This window comes from Pseudomonas sp. B1-22, assembly GCF_050474425.1.
GTDB lineage: Bacteria > Pseudomonadota > Gammaproteobacteria > Pseudomonadales > Pseudomonadaceae > Pseudomonas.
This window is the reverse complement of sequence record NZ_JBCHVH010000003.1, coordinates 237,656-263,029: the sequence shown is the minus strand read 5'-3', so window position 1 is coordinate 263,029 and position 25,374 is coordinate 237,656. Positions and strand designations below refer to the sequence as shown.

At 56.9% G+C, this 25,374-nt stretch carries 23 protein-coding genes and 1 tRNA gene; all 24 read left to right on the top strand.

The window, feature by feature from the left end:
* Positions 1 to 70: 70 nt before the first annotated feature.
* The 24 genes from ACQ5BL_RS13215 to ACQ5BL_RS13100 all read left to right on the top strand — a co-directional run bounded on the left by ACQ5BL_RS13215 (position 71) and on the right by ACQ5BL_RS13100 (position 25,228).
* Positions 71 to 2,401, top strand: a complete 2,331-nt coding sequence (locus ACQ5BL_RS13215; RefSeq protein WP_243804124.1) for an LTA synthase family protein — start codon at positions 71 to 73, stop codon at positions 2,399 to 2,401.
* 274 nt (positions 2,402 to 2,675) lie between these two features.
* Entirely contained in the window at positions 2,676 to 3,449 is a 774-nt protein-coding gene (locus ACQ5BL_RS13210) for an ABC transporter ATP-binding protein (protein ID WP_243804123.1), read from the top strand.
* A 14-nt stretch (positions 3,450 to 3,463) separates the two neighbouring features.
* Positions 3,464 to 4,216, top strand: coding sequence for an ABC transporter substrate-binding protein (locus ACQ5BL_RS13205; RefSeq protein WP_207886303.1), 753 nt, complete (start codon positions 3,464 to 3,466; stop codon positions 4,214 to 4,216).
* 56 nt (positions 4,217 to 4,272) lie between these two features.
* Positions 4,273 to 4,968 (top strand): ABC transporter permease, encoded by a 696-nt coding sequence (locus ACQ5BL_RS13200; protein ID WP_207886304.1) that lies wholly within the window; start codon positions 4,273 to 4,275, stop codon positions 4,966 to 4,968.
* Positions 4,965 to 5,657 (top strand): ABC transporter permease, encoded by a 693-nt coding sequence (locus tag ACQ5BL_RS13195; protein WP_207886305.1) that lies wholly within the window; start codon positions 4,965 to 4,967, stop codon positions 5,655 to 5,657. The genes ACQ5BL_RS13200 and ACQ5BL_RS13195 overlap by 4 nt, the downstream gene beginning before the upstream one ends.
* 64 nt (positions 5,658 to 5,721) lie before the next feature.
* Positions 5,722 to 6,942 carry a methyltransferase gene (locus ACQ5BL_RS13190; protein ID WP_243804121.1) on the top strand — a complete coding sequence of 407 codons (1,221 nt, stop codon included), beginning with the start codon at positions 5,722 to 5,724 and terminating at the stop codon, positions 6,940 to 6,942.
* Between the two features lie 389 nt (positions 6,943 to 7,331).
* On the top strand, positions 7,332 to 7,811 hold the full coding sequence (locus ACQ5BL_RS13185) for a MarR family winged helix-turn-helix transcriptional regulator (RefSeq protein WP_243804119.1): 480 nt from the start codon (positions 7,332 to 7,334) through the stop codon (positions 7,809 to 7,811).
* Entirely contained in the window at positions 7,808 to 9,289 is a 1,482-nt protein-coding gene (locus ACQ5BL_RS13180) for an efflux transporter outer membrane subunit (protein ID WP_243804118.1), read from the top strand. The genes ACQ5BL_RS13185 and ACQ5BL_RS13180 overlap by 4 nt, the downstream gene beginning before the upstream one ends.
* A 14-nt stretch (positions 9,290 to 9,303) precedes the next feature.
* The gene (locus tag ACQ5BL_RS13175) at positions 9,304 to 10,488 is read left to right on the top strand and encodes an efflux RND transporter periplasmic adaptor subunit (protein ID WP_243804116.1); all 1,185 of its coding nucleotides are present in this window, start codon (positions 9,304 to 9,306) and stop codon (positions 10,486 to 10,488) included.
* 13 nt (positions 10,489 to 10,501) lie between these two features.
* Entirely contained in the window at positions 10,502 to 12,034 is a 1,533-nt protein-coding gene (locus tag ACQ5BL_RS13170; protein ID WP_243804114.1) for a DHA2 family efflux MFS transporter permease subunit, read from the top strand.
* Positions 12,035 to 12,107: 73 nt separating this feature from the next.
* Positions 12,108 to 12,183, top strand: a tRNA-Thr gene (locus tag ACQ5BL_RS13165).
* A gap of 295 nt (positions 12,184 to 12,478) precedes the next feature.
* Positions 12,479 to 12,646 (top strand): MBL fold metallo-hydrolase RNA specificity domain-containing protein, encoded by a 168-nt coding sequence (locus ACQ5BL_RS13160; protein WP_430293166.1) that lies wholly within the window; start codon positions 12,479 to 12,481, stop codon positions 12,644 to 12,646.
* A 147-nt stretch (positions 12,647 to 12,793) separates the two neighbouring features.
* Complete coding sequence (locus tag ACQ5BL_RS13155; RefSeq protein ID WP_243804113.1) at positions 12,794 to 13,858, top strand: LPS O-antigen chain length determinant protein WzzB; 1,065 nt, start codon at positions 12,794 to 12,796, stop codon at positions 13,856 to 13,858.
* A 98-nt stretch (positions 13,859 to 13,956) separates the two neighbouring features.
* The gene (wbpA, locus tag ACQ5BL_RS13150) at positions 13,957 to 15,261 is read left to right on the top strand and encodes a UDP-N-acetyl-D-glucosamine 6-dehydrogenase (RefSeq protein ID WP_243804111.1); all 1,305 of its coding nucleotides are present in this window, start codon (positions 13,957 to 13,959) and stop codon (positions 15,259 to 15,261) included.
* A 75-nt stretch (positions 15,262 to 15,336) separates the two neighbouring features.
* Positions 15,337 to 16,287, top strand: coding sequence for a UDP-N-acetyl-2-amino-2-deoxy-D-glucuronate oxidase (gene wbpB / locus ACQ5BL_RS13145; protein ID WP_243804109.1), 951 nt, complete (start codon positions 15,337 to 15,339; stop codon positions 16,285 to 16,287).
* A 7-nt stretch (positions 16,288 to 16,294) separates the two neighbouring features.
* The gene (gene wbpD / locus ACQ5BL_RS13140) at positions 16,295 to 16,879 is read left to right on the top strand and encodes an acyltransferase (protein ID WP_243804107.1); all 585 of its coding nucleotides are present in this window, start codon (positions 16,295 to 16,297) and stop codon (positions 16,877 to 16,879) included.
* The gene (locus ACQ5BL_RS13135) at positions 16,880 to 17,992 is read left to right on the top strand and encodes a DegT/DnrJ/EryC1/StrS family aminotransferase (RefSeq protein WP_243804105.1); all 1,113 of its coding nucleotides are present in this window, start codon (positions 16,880 to 16,882) and stop codon (positions 17,990 to 17,992) included. It begins immediately after the preceding gene.
* A 4-nt stretch (positions 17,993 to 17,996) separates the two neighbouring features.
* Positions 17,997 to 19,055, top strand: coding sequence for a dTDP-glucose 4,6-dehydratase (gene rfbB / locus ACQ5BL_RS13130; protein WP_243804103.1), 1,059 nt, complete (start codon positions 17,997 to 17,999; stop codon positions 19,053 to 19,055).
* A 10-nt stretch (positions 19,056 to 19,065) separates the two neighbouring features.
* A complete protein-coding gene (gene rfbA, locus ACQ5BL_RS13125; RefSeq protein ID WP_243804101.1) occupies positions 19,066 to 19,929 on the top strand; it encodes a glucose-1-phosphate thymidylyltransferase RfbA in 864 nt (287 codons plus the stop codon).
* On the top strand, positions 19,926 to 20,951 hold the full coding sequence (locus ACQ5BL_RS13120; protein ID WP_243804099.1) for a TDP-N-acetylfucosamine:lipid II N-acetylfucosaminyltransferase: 1,026 nt from the start codon (positions 19,926 to 19,928) through the stop codon (positions 20,949 to 20,951). Before rfbA ends, ACQ5BL_RS13120 begins: the two co-directional genes overlap by 4 nt.
* Positions 20,952 to 20,955: 4 nt before the next feature.
* Positions 20,956 to 21,528: an acyltransferase gene (locus tag ACQ5BL_RS13115; RefSeq protein WP_243804097.1), complete on the top strand. Its 573-nt coding sequence runs from the start codon at positions 20,956 to 20,958 to the stop codon at positions 21,526 to 21,528.
* Positions 21,515 to 22,645, top strand: coding sequence for a dTDP-4-amino-4,6-dideoxygalactose transaminase (rffA, locus tag ACQ5BL_RS13110; RefSeq protein WP_243804095.1), 1,131 nt, complete (start codon positions 21,515 to 21,517; stop codon positions 22,643 to 22,645). Before ACQ5BL_RS13115 ends, rffA begins: the two co-directional genes overlap by 14 nt.
* A complete protein-coding gene (locus tag ACQ5BL_RS13105) occupies positions 22,642 to 24,060 on the top strand; it encodes a lipopolysaccharide biosynthesis protein (protein WP_243804092.1) in 1,419 nt (472 codons plus the stop codon). The genes rffA and ACQ5BL_RS13105 overlap by 4 nt, the downstream gene beginning before the upstream one ends.
* Positions 24,061 to 24,148: 88 nt before the next feature.
* Complete coding sequence (locus ACQ5BL_RS13100) at positions 24,149 to 25,228, top strand: EpsG family protein (protein WP_243804090.1); 1,080 nt, start codon at positions 24,149 to 24,151, stop codon at positions 25,226 to 25,228.
* The last annotated feature ends 146 nt before the right edge of the window (positions 25,229 to 25,374 follow it).

Here is a 25,374-nt window from a genome sequence, read left to right as displayed (position 1 = left end):
CGAACTGGACGACTCCGGCCTTTTTGGCGGGATACCCTCCGGAAGTTCGATGTTTCATAGCGGAGTCACTGTGCGCACACTCACTCGCTGGTGGAATTCACGGGGCAACCTGGCCACCTTGTCTGCCCTTTTCCTGCTGATCCCCCTGATTGGCCGCTATAGCCTTGGCTGGGGCACACCGCAGGGCTACCTGTCCGATCTCGCGCTCGGCTCGTTGCTCGTCGTCGCGCTGCACAGCCGACGACTGTTCATCGCCCTCCCGGTGATGCTGGTCTGGGCATTGTCGGTCATCGGCACCGCCGAACTGGTCAGCGCCGTGGGCCGCATGCCCGCCCCGGAAGACCTGCACTTCCTCGCCGACCCGACCTTCGTCGCCAACTCCACCGAAGGCGGCGGCCTGAATCACCAGCACCTGGCGATTGTCATCGGTATCGGCATCCTGCTCTGCGCGCTGCTCTGGCGCCGTCGCGAGCAGCCATTGCCGCGCTACGCCTACGCACTGCCGGCCGTATTCCTGGCCGGCCACTTCGGCCTGCAGTACTTCCAGCCCAGCGATGCGGAGATGTGGAAGCAGTTCAACCTGCCGCACCAGCTGGTCTCCCGCGCCATTACCAGCGGCGAAATCGCCTATGAGGACTGGCGCGACCGCGACCTGCCGGAGGTCCGCCCCGACGTGACCGGCCTCACCCAGCACGATCTCAATGGCACCCCGCTGCTTTCCGGCCGCGGCCAGGCGAAGAACGTGCTGATCATCGCCATGGAGGGTATTCCCGGCGCCTATGTCGCCACCAACCGCGCCGCGCTGAGCAGCAGCTACGAAGAGTCGATGATGCCCAAGCTCAGCACCTGGGCCGAACGGGCGATGACTACTCCGGATTACGTGGTGCACAGCCACCAGACCATCCGCGGCCTCTACGCCATGCTCTGTGGCGACTACAGCAAGCTGGACAACGGCACGCCCAAGGGTGTCGAACTGCTGGGCAACCCGACCCGCGCCGCCGAATGCCTGCCGGCACAGATGCACCAGGCCGGCTTCAGCACCCACTTCCTGCAGGGCGCCGGGCTGCGCTTCATGGCCAAGGACAAGGTCATGCCGGCCATGGGCTTCGACAAGACTCTCGGCCGCGACTGGTTCAAGAAGAAGCCCTACCTGGAATTCGCCTGGGGCATGGATGACAAGGCCTTCTTCGAGGGTGCGCTGGACTATGTCGGCCAGCTGCGCCAGAAGAAGCAGCCGTGGATGCTCACCCTGCTGACCGTCGGCACCCATCAGCCCTACTCGGCCACCCCGGAATACCTGGCCAAGTACCCGACCGCGCGCCAGGCCGCCGTTGCTTACCTGGACGACGCAGTGACCGCCTTCCTCAAGGGACTGGAAGAGAAAGGCGTACTGAAGGACACCCTGGTCATCGTCACCTCCGACGAGTCCCACGGCATCGACAACGTGCGCCTCGCCTCGGCCTGGGGCCTGAACCTGGTGTTCGCACCGGAGCAGGCCGCGCTGCCGCCGGTGAAGGACGGCGTTTATGGCCATGTGGACCTGGAGTCGTCGATCCTCGACTACTTCGCCATCAAGGCACCGCAGGATATCGCCGGCCGCTCGCTGTTCCGCGAATACGAAACGGGCCGGGAGATGGTGTCCTTCACCAACGGCATGCAGCGTTACCACGACGGCAAGGGCACCTTCATCGAGTGCGACTTCCAGCAGGTCTGCCGGCGCTACAAGAGTGACGGCTTCATCGCCGACAGCGCCAAGTTCGAGGGTCGCTTCAGCGGCCGCGATGCGCGTCTGATGACTGCCCGCGCCGACATCCTCGACCAGTCGGTGGTCAACGCCCAGTCGGCGCGCGAATACCAGTTCGCGACCAAGGAACGCATTCAGCTGAAGCCGAAGATCGACAACGAATACACCGACAACCTGATCGGCGCGCAGTACCTCGAATTCCCGGCCAACTCGCGCACCACGGTGAGCCTGAAGATCCGCGCCATCCAGATGGACGCCAACGGGGCCAAGGTCACGCTCAAGACACGTTCCTTCGAGAAGCCGGTGCCCATCGAGATGCCGGAGTTCCCGCGGGTCATGCGCAATCAGCCGCTGGAAGTGACCTTCGGCTTCGACAACGAGGAAGCCCGCAAGGCGTTTTCCTTCCACCTGCTGGCCGAAGGCAAGGGCATCATCGAGATCACCGACTTCCACGTCACGACGCAGCCGCGCAAGTCGCCGATCAACGCCAGCGAGCCGGGCGCAACGGGCCTGGCCGACGGCAAGGTGCTGCCGATTCCCCGCCTCTCCGGCCACCCGAACCTGATGGCCAGCCAGCCCCCGGAATCCCAGGACGACGTGACACCCACGGACGTCATCGAAGATCCGTCACCGCAACTGCGCCAGATGATGCAGTGACCCAAACCGGCGGCCGCAAGGCCGCCGGTCTTTTCCCCATCAGCGGAAGCTGGCACTATCGCGCCCCCGCGACGGAAGGCCCTCCGCCCCCGCGAGTTCAGCCCAGGCGACAACACACTGTGGCAATGCGACAACTTGCCGCCATCCCGGCGAACAGCGAGGCATGGGCGCTTGGCGCCCCCTGGGACGCGTGTTAGCTTCCCCTCGCCAGGATGGCCCCGATTCTGCAGTACCCCGCTGCGAGAGCGTCCTAATAACAATAGAGGAGCCCCCTATGGCCGAGGCCATACCCGCACTGGAAATCCGTAATCTGCACAAGCGTTACGGTGACCTGGAAGTGCTCAAAGGCATTTCCCTGACTGCCCGCGACGGCGATGTGATTTCCATCCTCGGCTCCTCCGGTTCCGGCAAATCCACGTTCCTGCGCTGCATCAACCTGCTGGAGAACCCGCACCAGGGCCAGATCCTGGTCGCCGGTGAAGAGCTCAAGCTGAAGAAGGCCAAGGACGGATCGCTGGTCGCCGCCGACGGCAAGCAGATCAACCGCATGCGCAGCGAACTGGGCTTCGTCTTCCAGAACTTCAACCTCTGGCCGCACATGAGCATCCTCGACAACATCATCGAGGCCCCGCGCCGTGTGCTGGGCAAGACCCGCGCCGAAGCCACCGAGATCGCCGAGGCCCTGCTGGCCAAGGTCGGCATCGCCGACAAGCGCCACAGCTTCCCGTCCCAGCTTTCCGGCGGCCAGCAGCAGCGCGCCGCCATCGCCCGCACCCTGGCGATGCAGCCCAAGGTCATCCTCTTCGACGAGCCGACGTCCGCACTTGACCCGGAAATGGTCCAGGAAGTGCTCAACGTCATCCGCGCGCTCGCCGAGGAAGGCCGCACCATGCTGCTGGTCACCCACGAAATGAACTTTGCCCGCCAGGTTTCCAGCGAGGTGGTGTTCCTCCACCAGGGCCTGGTAGAAGAGCAGGGGCCGCCGCAGCAGGTCTTCGAAAACCCGCAATCGGCACGCTGCAAACAATTCATGTCCAGCCACCGCTAACGGAGCATCACTGCATGAAAAACTATAAGAAAGTCTTCCTGGCTGTCGCAGCCACTCTGGCCATCGGGGGCAACGCCATCGCCGCGGATAAACTGCGCATCGGCACCGAAGGCGCCTATCCTCCCTTCAACGGCATCGATGCCAGCGGCCAGGTCATCGGCTTCGACGTCGACATCGCCAAGGCCCTGTGCGCCAAGATGAAGACCGAGTGCGACGTCGTCACCTCCGACTGGGACGGCATCATCCCGGCGCTGAACGCCAAGAAGTTCGACTTCATCGTCGCTTCCATGTCGATCACCGACGAGCGCAAGCAGGCGGTGGACTTCACCAGCCCGTACTACACCAACAAGCTGCAGTACGTAGCCCCCAAGTCGGTGGACTTCAAGACTGACAAGGACTACCTGAAGGGCAAGGTGATTGGTGCCCAGCGCGCAACCATCGCGGGCACCTGGCTGGAGGACAACATGTCCGACACCGTCACCATCAAGCTGTACGACACCCAGGAAAACGCCTACCTCGACCTCTCCTCGGGCCGCCTCGACGGCGTGCTGGCCGACAAGTTCGTGCAGTACGACTGGCTGAAAAGCGACGCCGGCAAGGACTTCGAGTTCAAGGGCCAGCCGGTATTCGACAACGACAAGATCGGCATCGCCGTGCGCAAGGGCGACCCGCTGCGTGACAAGCTGAATGCCGCTCTGAAGGAAATCGTCGAAGACGGTACCTACAAGAAGATCAACGAAAAGTACTTCCCCTTCAGCATCTACTGATGCATGTGCCGCGCCGCCCAACCCCGGGCGGCGCGCGCCCTCAGGCGTGATTCCCCATGATTTTCGACCTGCACGGCTTTGGCGATCAGCTGATCGCCGGCACCTGGATGACGCTCAAGCTCTCGCTTTCCGCAGTCTGTGTCGGACTGGTCCTCGGTCTGCTGGGCGCGATAGCCAAGACGTCCAAGAACAACTTCCTGCGCATGCTCGGCGGCTTCTACACCACCGTGGTGCGCGGCGTACCCGAGACGCTCTGGGTACTGATGATCTACTTCGGTACCGTGACCGGACTGAATGCCCTGGGTGATCTGTTCGGCCATCCCGAGTTCGCCCTGTCGCCCTTCGCCGCCGGCACCTGTGCACTGGGCCTGTGCTTCGGTGCGTATGCCACCGAAGTGTTCCGTGGCGCGCTGCTGGCCATTCCCAAGGGGCATCGCGAGGCCGGCCAGGCACTGGGCCTGTCCGCTCCGCGCATCTTCTGGCGCGTCGTGCTGCCGCAGGTGTGGCGCGTTGCCCTGCCGGGCCTGGGCAACCTCTACCTGATCCTGCTGAAGGATACCGCCCTGGTCTCGCTGATCAGCCTCGAAGAAATCATGCGCAAGGCCAGCGTCGCCTCCAACGCGACCAAGGAACCCTTCACCTTCTATATGGTGGCCGCGCTGATCTATCTGAGTCTGACCATCTTCGTGATGGCTGCCCTGCATTACCTTGAGCGCCGCGCCGGCCGTGGCTTCGTGAGGAACGAGCTATGACCGACTTCGAGCTGATTCTCAAGTGGATGCCGAAGATGCTCCTGGGCGTGCAACTGACCCTGGAGCTGGTGGCCATCGCCGTGGTCGCCGGCCTGTGCCTGGCCATACCCCTGGGTATCGCCCGCGCCTCGCGGCACTGGTACGTGCGTGCGCTGCCCTATGCCTACGTCTTCTTCTTCCGCGGTACGCCGCTGCTGCTGCAGCTGGCCCTGGTCTATTACGGCCTGGCGCAGTTCGAGGCGGTGCGCAAGAGCAGTCTCTGGCCCTATCTGCGCGACCCGTACTGGTGCGCACTGCTGACCATGACCCTGCACACCGCGGCCTACATTGCGGAAATCCTCCGCGGCGCCATCCACGCCATTCCCTTCGGTGAGGTGGAAGCGGCCCGCGCGCTGGGCATGTCGCGGCGTCAGGCGCTGTTCCACATCATCCTGCCGCGCGCCGCGCGCATCGCACTGCCGGCCTACAGCAACGAGGTGATCCTCATGCTCAAGGCCAGCGCCGTGGTGTACACCGTGACCCTGTTCGACATCATGGGCATGACCCGCACCATCATCGCGCGCACCTATGAAGCCATGCTGTTCTTCTGCCTGGCCGGTGTGTTCTATCTGGTGATTACGCTGGTGCTGACCCGCATCTTCCGCCTGGTCGAGCATTGGCTGCGCGTCGACATGATGCAGGGCCGCTGATCGGCACGCCCAGCGAAGCACGGGGCCGTTATACTGCGCGCCCCGTGACCTTCCCCGCCGCACCGTGCCCCCGAACGATACTCCCCTGACCGGCCCCGACCTGCTCCAGCGCTTCCTGCAACTGGATGAGTTCCTGTTGCGCCACCAGGCGCTCTGGCGACCGAAACCGTTCACTGTGCTCGAACTGCCCTGGGAGCGCGAATACCCGGAGCTGGCCGGCTGGCTGCGTAGCCGCAGCCTGGAAGACGCCGACGCGGACCACCACCTCAGCGCACGACTCAATGCCCCCGCCCCTTTTCCCGAACTGGCCGACAGCGCCGCACGCCTGTCCGCCGTCGGTGAATTGCCAGCGGTCGCCCTCGGCCAGTTGCCCACGGCCCTGACGGTCGACGTACCCGGCCGCAAGTGGCAACAGATCGAGGCATTCGCCAGCCGTCTGCGTTTCGTCGAACCGCCCCGCCAGTGGCTCGACTGGTGTGCCGGCAAGGGTCACCTCGGCCGGCTGCTGGCGCGCGATGGCAATCCCCTGCTCAGCCTGGAATACGACGCCGCCCTGGTGGAAGACGGGCAGCGCCTGAGCGATCGGCTACGGCTGCAAGCCCGCCACCGCCAGCAGGATGTGCTTGAAGCGAATGCGGCCGAGCATCTGCAGGCCGGGCACACGGCCGTAGCCCTGCATGCCTGCGGCGATCTGCATGTGCGTTTGCTGCAGCTGGCCAGCGAGCGCGGTTGCCGCCAACTGGCCGTCGCGCCCTGCTGTTACAACCGCATAGACAGCGACCACTACCGCCCCCTCTCCGGTGCAGCACAAGGCTCGGCACTGCTGCTGTCGCAGGACGACCTGCGCCTGCCGCTGGCCGAAACCGTCACCGCCGGCGCGCGCGTGCGCCGGCAGCGCGACAGCTCGATGGCGCGTCGGCTGGCGTTCGACCTGCTGCAGCGGGAGCTGCGGGGCAGCGACGACTATCTGCCTGTCCCGTCGGTCCCGCCGGCGTGGCTCGACAAGCCGTTCGCCGACTACTGCCGCGACCTGGCCGCGCTGAAAGACCTGCCCTCCCCAGCCGAGCGCGACTGGCCGACACTTGAGGCGCACGGCTGGAAGCGCCTTGCCGTGGTGCGCAATCTGGAGCTGGTGCGCGGGCTATTCCGTCGCCCCATGGAGCTATGGCTGTTGCTCGATCGAGCGCTGTTTCTCCAGGAGCAGAGCTATGAGGTCACTCTTGGCAACTTCTGCAACCCACGCATGACCCCGCGCAACCTGCTCCTGCTCGCGGAACGCATCTGAGACGGGCGTTCCAGGCATCCATCCACAGCACCTGTGGATAACTCTGTTGACATCATCGAGAAAATTCGCGCTCACGCCCAATCCAGACGGCGCCTGTTCACGTTGCCGGCTTTCTGCAATTTTTATTAATTTCCTTTAAAAACAATCAATTAGAAAAAGCCGTGATGCACCGCACATCATGTATTCAATTTTCTTCGCAGTACGCCGGGCAATGTGCATAAGGCCTCACGCCCCATGCCTCGCGCTGTCCGGACTTGTTGCCGTCGATACACCAATCACGATTCGTGGAATTGATTGTTCCCGCATGGCGACAATCAGGACTTGTCAATCGCTGCCTAAGCAGTAATATTTCGAAATATATCCCTGCCTAGACAGCTATTAGTCTTGCCATGAATCACTACGACGTCGCGGATTTTCCGTTCAAGGGCTCCATCGGCCATCTCCTGGGGGCCAGCGCACTCCTCAAGGACCGCTTGCTGGACAAGCACCTGGCCCACCTGGACATTACGGCGGCACAGTTCAAGGTGCTGTTCTTCATCGGACACGAGCGCGCCAACACCCCCGCCGAATTGTGCCGCGAACTGTCCATCGACAGCGGCTCGATGACACGGATGCTCGATCGTCTGGCACGCAAGGACCTGCTGCTCCGCCAACCCTGCCAGAACGACCGACGCAGCGTACGCCTGCACCTCAGCGAAGCCGGCCAGGCGGTGCACGCCCAGTCCCCGCAGATCGCTGCGGCGGCGATGAACGAGTTGGTCAGCAGCCTGTCCCGCGAAGAACTGCGCACGCTGACCGGCCTGCTCGACAAGATTCTGCAAGCCCATGGCGTGCTGCCCAGCGATCAGCCACAGGAGAATCGGGCATGACCCTCCCGCGTATCGCCCGTCTGCCGGCCGGCGTGCTCGGTGCCGTGCTGAGCCTGGCGGGCTGCGTCAGCTCGTCGGGGCTGCTGCCCAGCGGCCAGGCCACCGATCCGGCCAGCCTGAAAGCGGGAACGACCCTCGACGGTACCGCGCTCTCCCCCGCTGCCTGGCCCAGCCAACATTGGTGGACCAGCCTGGGCGATCCGCAACTGGATGGCCTGATCGACGAAGCCCTGCGCGGTACGCCGGACCTGGACATTGCCAGCGCCCGCGCGCGCCAGGCCGTCGCCGCGGCGCAAGCGCAGGACGCCGAGCGCCTGCCCAGCGTGAAGGGCACGGCCAGCTACGCCGGCATCCGCGCCCCGGAAAGCGTGCTGCCGGCGCCCATGGGCGGCCGCTATTCCGCGATCAAGTACCTGTCGCTGGGCTTCAGCTACGACCTGGACATCTGGGGCGGCAAGCGCGCTGCATGGGAAGCGGCACTCGGCCAGGCCAACGCCGCCGAAATCGACCGCCAGGCCGCGTCGATCAGCCTCTCCACCAACGTCGCCCGCGCCTACAGCAACCTGGCCCACGCCTTCGTCGTCCGCGATCTGGCCCGTGACGAGCTGGAGCGTTCGCAGCACCTCTACCAGCTCAGCCAGAAGCGCATGGACGCCGGCCTGGACAGCAAGGTCCAGTTGCAGCAGACGCAGACCCAGGTCGCCAGCGCCAAGCAGCAACTGGCAGCCGCGGAACAGGAAATCGCCAGCGACCGCATCGCCCTGGCCGTGCTGCTGGGCCAGGGACCCGATCGCGGGCAGAGCCTGCAACGCCCGCAGGTTCTGAAACCCGGCGCGCTGTCCCTGCCGTCGAACCTGCCCGCCGAACTGCTTGGCCGTCGCCCGGACATCGTCGCCGCGCGCTGGCGCGTCGAGGCGAGCGCCAAGGACATCCAGTCGGCCAGGACCGAGTTCTACCCGAACCTCAATCTGGGAGCGATGGTTGGCCTGGCCGCGATGCACACCGAGGACGTGCTGAAGGCGCCGAGCCGCTTCTTCCAGATCGCCCCGGCGATTTCCCTGCCGATCTTCGACGGCGGCCGCCTGCGAGCGAACCTTGCCGGCAAGGACGCCGACTACGACCTGGCGGTCGCCCAGTACAACAAGACCCTGGTCAACGCCCTCGGCGAAGTCAGCGACGACCTCGGCCGGCTGCGCTCGCTGGAACAGCAGATCGACGACCAGCGCGAGGCCCGGGACATCGCCAGGTCCAACTTCGATCTGGCCATGCGCCGCTACGGCGAAGGGGTCGGCAATTACCTCGACGCCCTCAGCGTGCAACAGCAGCTGCTGGTCGCCGAGCGCCAACTGGCCAACCTCGACGCCGAGCGCATCGACCTCTCGGTCCAGCTCGTCCAGGCCCTGGGCGGCGGTTACCAGCCCGACACCACCACCACTCCCGCCCCGCTCGCCCAGGCGAACGCGGCCGCCGCGCATTGAACGAGGCACCCGACATGAGCACCCCCACTCAAGAAACCCCGAACGGCAACTCCAAGCGCAAGCGCTGGCTGCTGATCCTGCTCGCCGTCGTCGTGCTAGCCGGCCTCGCCAGTGTGGCCTGGCAGGTTGTTTACAGCCGCTGGCATGAAGACACCGACGACGCCTACGTGAACGGCAACGTCGTGCAGATTACCCCGCAGATAACCGGCACCGTGGTGAGCATCGGTGCCGATGACGGTGACCTGGTGCAGAAGGGCCAGGTGTTGGTGAAGTTCGACCCCAGCGATGCCGACATCGCCCTGCAACAGGCCGAAGCCAACCTTGCGCGTACCGTGCGTCAGGTTCGCGGGCTGTTCAGCAATGTCGACGGCTACAAGGCCGACGTGGCGGCGAAAAAGGTCGCCCTGGCCAAGGCGGAGGCGGACTTCAAGCGCCGGCAGAACCTCGCCAACGACGGCGCCATCTCCCAGGAAGAGCTGGCCCATGCCCGCGACGCCCTGGACACCGCGCGCAACTCGCTGACCAGCGCCGAACAACAGCTGGACACCAACCGTGCGCTGGTCGACGACACCGTCATTTCCTCCCACCCGGACGTCAAGGCCGCCGCCGCCAAGCTGCGCCAGGCCTACCTGGACGACGCCCGCGCAGTGATCATCGCGCCGGTCACCGGCTACGTCGCCAAGCGCACCGTGCAGGTCGGCCAGCGCGTGCAGCCGGGCGCCGCGTTGATGGCAGTGATTCCGCTGGACCAGGTGTGGATCGACGCCAACTTCAAGGAAACCCAGCTCAAGCACATGCGTATCGGCCAGCCGGTGGAAATCCGCTCCGACCTCTACGGCAGCGAGGTGAAGTACTCCGGCACCGTCGACAGCCTCGGCGTCGGCACCGGCAGCGCCTTCTCCCTGCTGCCTGCGCAAAACGCCACCGGCAACTGGATCAAGATCGTCCAGCGCGTGCCCGTGCGCATCCGCATCAGCCCGGACGAGCTGGCGAAGCATCCGCTGCGCATCGGCCTGTCGATGGACGTCAACGTCAACCTGCACGACCAGAGCGGTCCCGCCCTGGCCCAGCAATCGCCGAAAGAAGCGCTGTTCTCGACCGACGTCTACCAACAGCAGCTGGCCTCCGCCGACCAACTGATCGAACAGCTGATCCACGCCAACCTGGCTGACGCCACCCACCGTACCGCGCAGCGCTGATACCCCCGACGCCATGAGCCAGAACAGCAGCTTCTCCCCGCCCAGCCTGGTGATGGCCACCATCGGCCTGTCGCTGGCGACTTTCATGCAGGTGCTGGATACCACCATCGCCAACGTGGCGCTGCCGACCATCTCCGGCAACCTCGGGGTGAGCTCCGAGCAGGGCACCTGGGTGATCACCTCCTTCGCGGTGAGCAATGCCATCGCCTTGCCGCTGACCGGCTGGCTCAGCCGGAAAGTCGGCGAGGTAAGGCTGTTCATCGCCGCCACCCTGCTGTTCGTGATCGCCTCCTTCCTCTGCGGCGTGGCACAGCAGATGGGGATGCTGGTGGGCTTCCGGGCACTGCAGGGCTTCGTCGCCGGACCGCTGTACCCGATCACCCAGACCCTGCTGATCTCCATCTATCCCCCCGCCAAGCGAGGAATGGCGCTGGCGCTGCTGGCCATGGTGACAGTGGTCGCCCCCATCGCCGGGCCGATCCTCGGCGGCTGGATCACCGACAGCTACAGCTGGCCGTGGATCTTCTTCATCAACGTGCCCATCGGCCTGTTCGCCGCCATGGTGGTCTACCAGCAACTGCGCGAACGCCCGGTGGTGATCAAGCACGCGCCGATGGACTACATGGGCCTGGCGATGCTGGTACTGGGCGTCGGCGCCCTGCAGATCGTGCTCGACAAGGGCAATGACCTGGACTGGTTCGAGTCCGACTTCATCATCGGCGGCACGGTGGTCGCGGTGATCGCCCTGGCCGTGTTCGTGATCTGGGAACTGACCGATCGCCACCCGATCGTCAATCTACGACTGTTCGTGCATCGCAACTTCACCGTCGGAACCCTGGCTCTGGTCGGCGGCTACGCAGGATTCTTCGGCATGGGCCTGCTGCTGCCGCTGTGGTTGCAGACGCAGATGGGCTACACCGCCACCTGGGCGGGCCTGGCAGCTGCCCCCATCGGCATCCTGCCGATCTTCCTCTCGCCGATCGTCGGACGCTACGCGCAAAGCTTCGACCTGCGCGTGGTCGCCAGCCTTGCGTTCCTGACGATGGCCGCAACCTGCTTCATGCGGGCAGGCTTCACCACCGAGGTCGATTACGCCCGTGTCGCCCTGGTGCAGATGTTCATGGGCTTCGGCGTGGCGTTCTTCTTCATGCCGATCCTCAGCATCCTGCTCTCGGACCTGCCGCCGGACCAGATCGCCGACGGCTCGGGCCTGGCCACCTTCCTGCGGACCCTGGCCGGCAGCTTCGCCGCGTCCCTGACCACCTGGCTGTGGAATCGCCGGGCGACCATGCACCATGCCTACCTGACCGAAAACCTCAGCGCCTACGACCCAGCCACCCGGGCGACCGTCGATCAGCTCGGCGGCCCCGGCCAACACAGTGCTTCGTTGCTGGAGCGCATGGTGGAGAGCCAGGCCTACATGATGTCGACCATCGACTACTTCACCCTGCTGGGCTGGCTGTTTCTCGCCATGCTGGTGGTCATCTGCCTGGCCAAGCCGCCCTTCGGCGCCAAACCCGGTGCGGCTACGGCGGGCGGGCACTGATCAGGCACTGCATCACACTGCAAAATCAGTGGTTTACACCCCAGTCGGCGCCGCTATAATGGCGGCCCTCCTTGCCGGTATAGCTCAGCTGGTAGAGCAACTGACTTGTAATCAGTAGGTCCCGGGTTCGATTCCTGGTGCCGGCACCATCAGACCCAAACACAAAGGCCCGCCTCGCAGCGGGCCTTTGTGTTTCTGCTTGACGCGTTGCTCGACGCTCCCAGATTGCTGCTGCCTGCAGGCGCTTCAATAGGCGCCGTCCTGTGGCATTTTTTGCCCCAAGCGAGGTCCAAATAGCCAGCCTGCCTGCCGGTAGGGCCTCATGATCGTCGGCCTCAGGGCCGGAGTCACTACAGACAGGCAGGCCCAGCGCACTGGCCCTCGGAGCCGATGCGTAGAAATGGACAGGCAGTGCTATGACATTCGTTCACAAGTTCATATCATATGTGGTCCGCTCATGCGGATCAGAATGGATTTATTCGCTTCGCTATCGGCATGCTCGCTTGGGCGCCAGAGGCACGAATCGTACATGGAGGTCCAGCGGCCAAGCAGGCGCTGGCAGAAGCACTGCGACACCGGTACATCTCGGCAAAGTCGCGTCGTGGAGGTTGAAATACCTTGAGAGTCCCCATTTGTTGCGGGACGCAGCGGCACCGCAGAGTGCCCCCTCGTTAACCCCGTGTTCCAGCCCGGTCGGCTATAGCCCCAAAGGTTTCCGCCCGTGGCCAGACCCCATGCCTATAAGAAGCGGAGCCAAAGTTGAACCTAGATTCCCCGGCCAACCCAAGCAGTCAGCGCGATGAGATCGATCTGATCGAGTTATTCCAAGGGCTCTGGGCGCAGAAGTGGCTTATTGCCGCCGTTACCGCCGTTGCAGTGGCTTGCGCTGCCGCCTTTGCTTTTCTCAGCAAGCCGACCTTTGAGGCCAGGGCCGGGGTGCTGCCTCCGCGACTGAGCGATATCGCTGGCTACAACCTGGGGCGACGCGAAGCCAACCTGGATGAGTACAAAGTCGGAGACGTTTATCGGGTATTCAAGCTCAATCTGCTCTCTGACGGCGTCAAGCGAGAACTGTTCCAGAAAGCCTATCTACCTAGCCTGAAGGAGGCCGTAGCAAATGAGGCGCAGGATCGGCTATGGCTCCGATTCAACGACCTGCTGACGGTAAAGGCGCCAGACGCCAAGAACAGCCCCGACTACTTCACCATCACCGTGCAGCATGAAGATCCGCAGATTGCCGCTGACTGGGCCAACCGCTATGTGAGCATGGTGGAGGAGAAGACTGAAGCCGATATGAAGGCCAACCTGCTGACCGAGATCGGCACCAAGGCACAATCCATTGAGCGGCAGATCGAAGTGCTACGCGCCAGCGCACAAAAACGCCGAGAAGACCGGATCGTTCGTTTACGCGAGGCCCAACAAGTTGCCGAGGCCGTAGGCATAGGAGCTCCCCAGGTCACGGCAGGCAAGACTTCCTCCGACGGCGATCTGGCCCAGTTCATGGATGGCAACCTGATGTACATGCGTGGTGCCAAAGCCATAGGTGCCGAGCTGGCCGTGCTGGAGCAGCGCAAAAATGATGACCCCTTCATCCCCGAACTGCGTGGACTGGAAAATCAGATGGCATTCCTCCGCGGCGTGGACGTAAATCCGGACAATGTTTCGGTATACACCCTGGACAGCAGTGCGGAAGTACCGCAGACCCCGATTAAACCCAAAAAGGCGCTTATTGTGGCGCTGGGACTCGTATTGGGCGGAGTGATGGGCGTGTTTGTTGCGTTTATTCGTACAGTATTATTTAGACGAACTGCGAAATCAGGTTGATAACGATGCCAGTCATACAACCCTTCAAGGCAACCGCATCGTTTTCGGAGTTCTCCGATAAGCAATTTTCCACCATTATATTAAATGGACTTTAACACATGTATAAAGCAACAATTGAGCGCCTCAAGTCCAAGGACTCCGTTATTGGCATAGTCGGCATGGGGTACGTTGGCTTGCCGCTGATGCTGCGTTACAACGCAATTGGCTTCAATGTGCTCGGCATCGATATTGATGAAAGCAAAGTAACCATGCTCAATGCCGGCGAGAGCTATATCGAGCACATCTCCGCCGAGAAGATTATTGCTGCCCGATCGAGTGGCTTTACCGCCACTAGCGACTTCCGTCGCGTCGCCGAGTGCGATGCATTGATTCTCTGCGTTCCGACTCCGCTGAATAAATACCGTGAGCCGGACATGAGTTTTGTGATCAATACGACCAATGCAATCAAGCCATACTTGCGTGCAGGCCAGGTCGTCTCCCTGGAAAGCACCACCTACCCCGGCACTACGGAAGAGGAACTCTTGCCGCGAGTACAAGAAGGCGGCTTAGTGGTTGGGGAAAATATCTTCCTTGTATATTCGCCTGAGCGAGAAGATCCGGGCAACCCGAATTTTGAGACCCGCACAATTCCAAAGGTAATTGGTGGCCACACCTCTGCGTGCCTGGAAGTTGGTATTGCCCTATACGAGCAAGCAATCGATCAGGTAGTACCCGTCACGTCAACCAAAGCCGCGGAAATGACCAAGCTGCTGGAAAATATCCATCGTGCGGTCAACATTGGCTTGGTTAATGAAATGAAGATTGTTGCCGATCGCATGGGCATAGATATCTTCGAAGTAGTCGATGCTGCCGCAACCAAGCCGTTCGGCTTCACTGCCTACTATCCCGGCCCCGGACTGGGCGGTCATTGCATTCCCATCGATCCGTTCTATCTGACCTGGAAGGCTCGTGAATATGGCCTGCATACCCGCTTCATCGAGCTTTCTGGCGAGGTCAATCGGGCAATGCCGGAGTATGTCCTTAGCAAGCTGATGGATGGGCTCAATGACAGTGGCAAGGCGCTGAAGGGGAGCAGAGTTCTAGTACTAGGCATCGCCTACAAGAAGAACGTGGATGACATGCGGGAATCGCCCTCCGTGGAAATCATGGAGTTGATCGAGGAGAAAGGCGGTATTGTTGCCTACAGCGACCCGCACGTCCCCGTCTTCCCGAAAATGCGCGAACATCATTTCGAACTGAGCAGCGAAGCATTAACTGGCGAAAACCTAGCCAGCTTTGACGCCGTGATACTGGCCACCGATCACGACAAGTTCGACTATGAACTGATCAAACAGCATGCCAAGCTGATTGTCGACAGTCGTGGCAAATACCGTACTTCGGCCGAGCACATCGTCAAAGCCTGATTTGACGTCAAGCAACTCCTGCCCTGCAATATGTTCAATCATTTTGTAGGGCGACCGACTCGCTAAGGAATGACCATGAAAAACTTCGCCCTGATCGGTGCCGCCGGCTACATTGCCCCCCGCCATATGCGCGCCATCAAGGATACCGGCAATGTGCTGGTTTCTGCCTACGACATTAACGACTCGGTCGGCATCATCGACAGCATTTCGCCACAAAGTGAATTTTTTACCGAGTTTGAGCGTTTTCTTGAGCATGCCCACCGCATCAAACGTAATCCGGCAACTGCGCTTGATTACGTTTCGATCTGTACACCCAACTATCTGCACCATGCCCATATCGCCGCAGGCCTGCGTCTAGGCTGTGATGTGATTTGCGAAAAACCTCTGGTTCCAACGCCTGAAATCCTGGATGAACTGGCGTTGATCGAGCAAGAAACCGGCAAGCGCGTCTATAATATTCTACAACTGCGCCACCATCAGGCGATTCTCGACCTGAAGGACAAGGTGGCCCGCGACAACGCCAGCCACAAGTACGATGTGGAGCTGACTTACATCACCAGTCGTGGCAAGTGGTACATGGAGAGCTGGAAAGGGGACCCGCGCAAGTCCTTCGGCGTGGCAACCAATATTGGCGTGCACTTCTACGATATGCTGCACTTCATCTTCGGCAAGTTGCAACGCAACGTGGTGCACTTCACCGCCGAGAACAAGGCCGCCGGCTATCTCGAATACGAAAAGGCTCGGGTCCGTTGGTTCCTGTCTATCGATGCCAATGATCTGCCGGACTCGGTAAAAGGAAAGAAGCCCACTTACCGCTCCATCACTGTCAATGGCAATGAAATGGAATTCTCGGAAGGCTTCACGGATTTGCATACCACCAGCTACCAGGAAATCCTCGCAGGACGAGGCTATGGCATCGAGGATGCGCGTCATTGCGTGGAGACCGTAAATACCATTCGCTCCTCCGCGATCGCTGGCGTGCAGAACGATGACGGCCATCCGTTCCTCAAGAACCTGAATCGCTGAGGTCCCCATGAGCTATCAGGTACATCCTTCCGCCATCATCGATGAGGGCGCGCAGATCGGCGACGGTTCGCGAGTCTGGCACTTCGTTCATGTCTGCAGCGGCGCGCGCATTGGCAAGGGCGTCTCCCTGGGCCAGAACGTCTTTGTTGGCAACAAGGTAGTAATTGGTGATCACTGTAAAGTGCAGAACAACGTTTCTGTCTACGACAACGTCACCCTCGAAGAAGGTGTGTTCTGCGGCCCAAGCATGGTCTTCACTAATGTCTACAACCCACGCTCTCTGATCGAGCGCAAGAGCCAATACCGAGACACCTTGGTAAAGCGTGGCGCCACCCTTGGCGCTAATTGCACCATCGTTTGTGGTGTGACCATTGGCGAGTTCGCATTTGTCGGGGCAGGTGCGGTGATCAACAAGGATGTACCTGCATACGCCCTGATGGTCGGCGTACCGGCGCGCCAAGTGGGCTGGATGAGCGAGTTTGGCGAGCAGCTGGAGTTGCCGGTTCAAGGTGAAGGACAAGCGGTCTGTCCGCACACGGGCTCATGCTATGTATTGAGCGACAAGGGACTGAATAAAGTGGATGCGCAGTAAATGATTGAATTCATCGACCTGAAAGCTCAGCAAGCCCGTATCAAGGATAAGATTGATGCCGGTATTCAACGGGTTCTGGCACATGGGCAATATATCCTCGGCCCGGAAGTGGCTGAACTCGAGGAAAAGCTTGCCGCCTTCACTGGAGCCAAATACTGCATTACCTGTGCAAACGGCACCGATGCTCTGCAGATTGCACAGATGGCGTTAGGGATCGGGCCCGGCGATGAAGTCATTACACCTGGGTTCACCTATATAGCCACAGCCGAAACTGTAGCCCTATTGGGCGCAAAACCGGTCTATGTCGATATCGACCCCCTTACATATAACCTGGACCCAGGCCTTCTGGAAGCGGCAATCACGCCACGAACCAAAGCGATTGTCCCTGTGTCGCTGTATGGCCAGTGTGCGGACTTCGATGCTATCAACTCGATTGCAGCCAAATACGGCATTCCAGTGATTGAGGATGCGGCACAGAGCTTTGGAGCCACCTACAAGGGCCTGCGCTCCTGCAACCTCAGCACTATAGCCTGCACCAGCTTCTTCCCTAGCAAACCCTTGGGTTGCTACGGCGACGGCGGGGCGATATTCACCAACGATGACGAGTTGGCAAAAGTGCTGCGCCAAATTGCCCGGCACGGCCAAGAGCGTCGCTATCAACATGTCCGAGTGGGTGTTAACAGCCGCCTCGATACCCTGCAGGCTGCTATTTTGCTGCCTAAGCTGGATATCCTTGAAGAAGAAGTCATTCTACGCGGGCAGGTTGCCGCCCGCTACAGTGAGCAACTGAAGGCCATTAGGAGCGATGCCTCCGTTGCGAACGTCGCTTCTGACATCATTGCCATCCCCTACATCGAACCCCACAACATCAGTGCCTATGCCCAATACACCGTACGCGTTCATGATCGTGGGGCGGTTCAGGAAAAACTGAGCAAGGCCGGCGTCCCCACTGCCGTGCATTACCCTATTCCATTGAATAAACAGCCAGCGGTAGCGGACAAAGCAGCTATTTTACCGGTAGGTGATGAGGTTGCAGAACAAGTGATGAGCCTGCCTATGCATCCGTATATGGATGCTGAGGTGATCCAGAGAATCGTGCAGAGCCTGGTTTAGTAGAATGAAAATTATCGTAACCGGGGGTGCCGGCTTCATTGGCTCGGCAGTCATCCGTCACATTATCCGTAACACCGACAACAGTGTGGTCAACCTCGACAAGTTGACTTACGCCGGTAATCTCGAGTCATTGTCCGAAGTTACCGGCAGCGAGCGTTACGCCTTCGAAAAAGTGGATATCTGTGACCATGCCGAAGTGGCACGAGTGTTCCGCGAGCATCAGCCAGACGCGATCATGCATTTAGCAGCTGAATCCCATGTGGATCGCTCCATCGATGGCCCCGCGGCATTCATACAATCCAATATCGTTGGCACTTACATATTGTTGGAAGCAGCCCGTCAGTACTGGCTAGGGTTGGATGATTTACGCAAAGCAGCCTTTCGATTCCACCACATATCCACTGACGAGGTATATGGCGATCTGGAAGCTCCTGAAGAATTGTTCACTGAAACAACTCCGTACGCCCCTAGCTCGCCCTATTCAGCGAGCAAGGCCAGCTCCGACCACTTGGTCCGTGCTTGGCGTCGCACTTACGGGCTACCGACGCTGGTTACCAACTGTTCAAACAACTACGGGCCCTATCACTTCCCCGAAAAACTCATCCCGTTGATTATCCTCAATGCCTTGGAGGGCAAGCCACTGCCGGTTTACGGCACAGGTAATCAGGTACGCGACTGGCTCTATGTAGAGGACCACGCCCGCGCCTTGTACAGAGTGCTAACTGAGGGAAAGGTGGGAGAGACATATAATATTGGTGGCCACAACGAGAAACAGAACATCGAAGTCGTACGCACTCTCTGTGAGTTACTCGATGAATTGTGCCCCGACTCTCCACATCGCCCGCACGCGTTACTGATCACGCACGTTCAGGACCGCCCTGGGCATGATCTACGTTATGCCATTGACGCCAGCAAGATTCAACGCGAACTAGGCTGGGAGCCAGAGGAGACCTTCGAGTCCGGCATCCGCAAGACTGTCGAGTGGTATCTGAGAAACCTAGAATGGTGTCGCCGCGTGCAAGACGGCAGTTATCAACGCGAACGCCTCGGCTCGCCGATATAAGGACTGATAGATGAAAGGAATTATCCTCGCCGGAGGCTCGGGCACCAGGCTCTACCCCATTACCAAGGGGGTGTCCAAGCAGTTGCTGCCAATCTATGACAAACCTATGGTGTATTACCCGCTGTCAGTTCTAATGCTGGCCGGCATCCGCGACATCCTACTGATCAGCACCCCGGACGATATCAGTGGTTTTCAACGCCTACTTGGTGATGGTAGCGAGTTTGGTATTCGACTTAGCTATGCTGTACAGCCTAGTCCTGATGGGTTGGCGCAAGCATTCATCATCGGAGAGGAATTCATTGGCAGCGATTCAGTCTGCCTGGCACTGGGCGACAACATTTTCTATGGCCAGGGTTTCGGCCCTTTATTGCGAGATGCAGCCAACCGCACCGACGGCGCCACCGTGTTCGGTTACTACGTCATGGATCCCGAGCGCTTTGGCGTGGTCGAGTTTGATGCCGATAAGCGTGCCATTTCCATTGAGGAAAAGCCACTCAAGCCAAAATCCCACTATGCAGTGACCGGTCTGTATTTCTATGACAATGACGTCGTCGAGATCGCCAAGAGAGTAAAACCCTCAGACCGTGGTGAGCTGGAAATTACCAGTATCAACCAGGCTTATCTGGAGCGTGGCGACCTCAACGTCCAGGTACTTGGGCGCGGTTTCACCTGGCTCGATACAGGTACCCATGAAAGCCTGTTGGAAGCTGCCCACTTTGTCGAGACCATTGAGAAACGCCAAGGTTATAAAGTGGCTTGTCTCGAAGAGATCGCCTTTTATAACGGATGGCTAAGTGTCGAAGACTTGAAGAACATTGGGCAAGCCTTGAGCAAGAATGGCTACGGCCAATACCTTCTCTCTTTATTAAAATGAAAATTCTTCACATTGCCGAGCCTCAAACATTCACACAGCCGTTCTTCAAACTAATAGAGAGCAAGCTCAACCCGGCACAACATTTCATATTGAGCCACTCCTCGTCCAATGAGTGGCCAAAAGATCTGAGCATAACGAACAACAATAAAGTTGGATTATCCTGGATTTTACAGTTCACTCGAGCAGCATATCGTGCAGACAAAATAATAATTCATGGACTTTGGGACTTCTATGTAACAGTCCTACTTTCCCTTCAGCCATGGCTATTAAAAAAATGCTACTGGATGATCTGGGGAGGGGACCTCTATGACTACACCTCTAGTTATCGAAACTGGAAGTGGTGGCTAAGGCTGCTCTTCAAGCGCCCCGTTATAAAAAAAATGGGGAACTTGATTACATATGTCGAAGGAGATGTTGAGCTCGCACGCAACTGGTATGGCGCCACAGGCAAATACCATGAATGCATCATGTACACAAGCAACATATATCGAGAGCACAACATTGTAGCCGGACCACACAAAACAATTAATATTCAAATCGGAAATTCAGCCGACCCGAGCAATAACCACATCGAGATACTCGAAGCACTTTCTAGTTTTCGCAATGAAAATATTGAAATCTATGCCCCTCTCTCCTATGGGAATAAAGAGCATGCCCAATCCGTAATAAGAATGGGCCGAGAAATATTTGGGGAAAAATTCAAACCGCTTACCAAGCTAATGCCATTCGACCAGTATCTCGAATTCCTCGGGAAAGTCGACATTGCCATATTCAACCACAAACGTCAGCAAGCAATGGGCAATACCATCACACTCCTAGGGATGGGAAAGAAAGTTTACATGAGAAGTGACATCACTCCGTGGCCGATGTTCAAAAAGATGGGAGTTAAAGTTTATGAGCTTTCAAGCCTTGATTTGAACCCGATGGATGAGGCCACTTTCAACCTTAATCGCTTGGCCATCAGAAATAATTTCTCTGAAAAGAACCTAGTTGATCAGCTAAACAAAATATTTGAGGGGTAATTCAATGGCTTACTACTCAGATGAGCAGCTACAGCAAATGGGCTTTCGAAGCCTCGGCACAAATGTCAAAATAAGTGACAGGGCAAGCATCTATAATGCCGATCAAATTGAGATTGGGGACAACTCTAGAATCGATGACTTTTGTGTCATATCCGGCAGAATTAAGATTGGTGCATTCTGCCACATAACGCCTATGTGCTTAGTAGCCGGCGGAACTCCAGGTATATTTTTTTCTGACTTCTGCACACTGGCATACGGTGTAAAGGTTTTCTCCCAGTCGGATGATTACAGCGGTGAAACACTGACAAATTCTTTAATTCCTCGGGAGTTCAAGAAGGAAATTTTTGAAGAAGTCAGGCTCGGGAAGCACGTAATTATTGGCGCAGGCTCTGTAATTTTCCCTGGCGTTCATGTGGCCGAAGGGTGCTCTGTTGGAGCCATGTCATTAGTCAACAAAAGCACTTTGCCGTGGGGCATCTATATAGGTAGTCCAGCCTCTCGGGTAAAGGAAAGAAAACAAGACTTGCTTGTGCTGGAAAAAAAGTTTCTAGAAGAGATATCCAATGATTCCATTTAATAAACCGCCTTATACTGGCAACGAAGATCAGTATGTCATCAGTGCGATGCGTAGCCCTAAAATTTCTGGGGATGGCGAATTCAGCAAGCGCTGCCAAGCATGGTTCGAAGAGACTCTTGGGTGCAAAAAAGCGTTACTTACGCCCTCATGTACGCATGCCTTAGAAATGGCAGCATTACTGATCGATGTACAAGCTGGTGATGAAATCATCATGCCGAGTTACACCTTTGTCAGCACAGCTAATGCTTTCGCCCTGCGTGGGGCGAAGATCGTTTTCGTCGATATCCGACCGGATACGATGAACATCGATGAGAACCTGATCGAAGCGGCGATTACACCAAAAACTAAAGCAATCGTTCCGGTCCATTATGCTGGTGTCGCCTGCGAGATGGACACCATCATGGAGATAGCGGCCCGTCACCAACTTTTTGTGATAGAAGATGCTGCTCAAGGCATGATGGCTACATACAAAGGCCGCCCCCTAGGTAGTATCGGCCACATGGGAGCCTTTAGCTTCCATGAAACAAAAAACTACACCAGCGGCGGCGAAGGTGGCTTACTGATCATCAACGATGAGCGTTTCATAAGCCGCGCTGAAATTATTCGGGAGAAAGGTACTAACCGCAATCAGTTTTTCCGTGGCATGGTGGATAAATATAGCTGGGTTGATATCGGTAGTAGTTATCTGCCCTGTGATATTCAAGCAGCGTATCTATGGGGACAGTTAGAACGCTCCGAAGAGATAAATAAGAGTCGCCTCCAACTTTGGAGGACTTATTATGAGGCGCTATCATCCTTGACCGTCAGCGGAGAAATTACCCTGGCATCGACACCAGACGGCTGCGTTCATAATGCGCATATGTTCTACTTAAAAGTTCGAAATCTTCATGAACGAACAGCGCTTCTCGAACACCTAAAGTCACGTCAGGTGCATAGCGTTTTTCATTATGTTCCTCTTCATTCTGCTATCGCCGCACCTCAGTTCAGTCGGTTTCATGGGATGGATCGTTATACTACGCAAGACAGCGAACGTCTGATTCGCTTGCCGATCTGGTATGGAATGAGCAAGCAGGAACAAAATCGGATTATCGATTCAGTCCTAGAGTTTTTCACTTGAACATAAAGAAAGCTGCTGCTTTTGCTATTGGTCCAATCGGCGCGGCGGCATTAGGCTTTATAACCTTGCCGATTATCACCTGGTTCTATTCGGCCGAGGATATTGGCCGAATAGCTATGCTCCAATTAGCCTCTGGCTTTTGTGTCTTATTTTTCAGCTTAGGGCTGGATCAGGCATATGTACGTGATTATCACGAGTCGGAAAACAAGCCGGCTCTTCTTAAGATCTCGCTATTGCCCGGCTTGTGCTTACTTGTAGTGAGCTTGGTTCCATCGTTCATATCACCTGGATTTATTTCCAGAACTCTTTTCTCCGTGGACAGCGTACTAATCAGTATATTAGTTGCGTTGAGCTTACTGGCCACGCTTACTTCACGATTTCTCTCTCTAGTCTTGCGCATGCAGGAAAGAGGATTAGCATTCTCAATGAGCCAAGTATTACCAAAGGTGCTTTTCCTTTGTGTAGTCGGCGTGTACTGTTTTCTTTCGTTTGGTTTTGATCTTTCCCATCTTGTTCTTGCTCAAGTCATTTCCTTGATAACAGTCACTCTAGTTTTTTCCTGGAACGTCCGCCAAGAGTTATCAGCCTCAATAAAATCAGGCATTGACATAGAGAAACTTATATCAATGTTGCGTTTTGGAGCACCACTGATAATAGGTGGAGTTGCTTTTTGGGGATTAACTGCCATGGACAAAATCTTCTTACGAAATCTTTCCACCTTCGAAGAGTTAGGTCTTTATTCGGTCGCATCCAGCTTCGCTGCAGCAGCTGCTATTTTTCAAAATATTTTCTCGACTATCTGGATGCCAACTGTTTATAGGTGGGTGGCAGAAGGAGTCGATACCGGGAAGAAAATCGACCAAACTACAGATTATGTATTGACTGCGGTAGTTATTCTTTTTTCAGTAGCAGGCCTCTTGTCTTGGACTGTCACCTATTTGCTACCTCCGTCCTATGAGCGTGTTGAGTATATCCTTGTTGCCTGCATGGCATATCCGTTGCTCTATATACTTTCGGAGGTAACGGGTGCCGGTTTAGGTATTGCTCGCAAAAGCGCTCATGTAATGGGCGCTTCCATTTTTTCGGCCGTAGTCAATTTAATAATTAATTATTTATTAACCCCTAAGTATGGAGCTGCAGGGGCCGCTGTGTCGACAGCAATCTCTTTTTGGGTATTTTTCTTCTGCCGCACAGAGCTCTCCTGTCGCCTATGGAGGCCAACACCTCGGTTATTTTTATATGGAATATCTTTGGCGTGCTTGACCTTATCGATAGCTTTTGCCTTAGTAGGCCACAATTACAATTTTGAGTTTATTTCTTTTTGGCTGGCCTTGTTGATGATAGGAGGATGGCGCAGCAGAACGATTATTAGAAAAATTTTTACCAAAGCGTTTAAACAAGAAGACAAAAATTAGAGGGCAAGAATGGTAGGCTAATGCTTTATGCGAACTGCTCAATCAGGTTATAAGCTTTAATTATTTTATTTTTATCCAAAGGTTTTTTATGTTCGTCTACTTGGGCTTTCTTGTTCTTTTAGCGGGGCTGATTTTTTTGGCTAGTCACGCTCCTCCCACCCAAGGGAAGGGCATCGTTTTTTTTATATTTATTATTTTGATTGGATTTTCAGGACTGCGAGGAATTGTCGGCTCCGACACCGCTTCTTATCTTTTATTTTATGAGCGCTTTAAGGATTATGATGTCGTAAAGCTCTATCTTACCAAAATGGAACCTGTCTTTGTACTCTTGCTTGCACTGCATAGCAATATGATAGACAGCAAGTTCTTATACCTCCTGATGATGTCGTTTTTTCAGGCATGGCTTCTATGGCTGATTTACAAAAGAAGCTCTAGCAGATACTTATTTTTGCTTTCATATATTTTTGTTTTTTATTTTAATTTCCACTTCAATACTACCAGAGCAGCTATTGCGATTATGCTGCTATTGATAGCACTGACGAGCGAGTCCAAAAAAGCCAAGATAGCCTCCGCATTACTGGCACCGGGCTTCCATTTCTCTGTGCTGTTTTTTTACCCCCTTCTTTTCACCCGCATAACCTTTAAGTACATTATTGCGTCGACTCTTTTGCTGCTACTTATTTGTTTTTTGGCATACCAAAACCTTGACTACTTAATTTTGAAGTATGCTTCTTATCAAGATTACTCTTTCAAGAAGACCACACCTATATCTATAACGGGCCTGCTTTTCTCTTTTAGCATTATTACCTCTGTAGTTGTGCTGCGCACGTCCTCTCGTCTCTTTTTTGGCGCGGCACTTTTCGCTTTAATAGCCTTGGGGATTAGCGAATTCTACCCTATTGGCTATAGGCTCTGGATTTTTGCGTTTTTAATCTATCTTTACTTCCTCTTAGAGGAATTATCCTCCAGGACGAGCAAAGTTAACTACTTACTATTCTGGGCTCCAGTTTCTTTGTATTTCATTATATCCATTTACAGCATGTACAACGAGACAGCCACGCTGGAAAGAAGAATTTCGGAGGGCGAGGACTTAGAAGAGGCTTTCAAGTCCACATATATCCCTTATGAGTTCTATTGGGATGACAAAGACATAGATGACATTCGATAAATATTTGTTTAATTAACATATTTATCTATTGCCATAATAGTCTTATAGACTAGATAACTCCCATCACCAAAATTCATTCGCATTTATTTAAGGTGATGACTGTAGGTACTGAAGCTCGTGAGCGCGACAGCGCTAGACCTTGGATA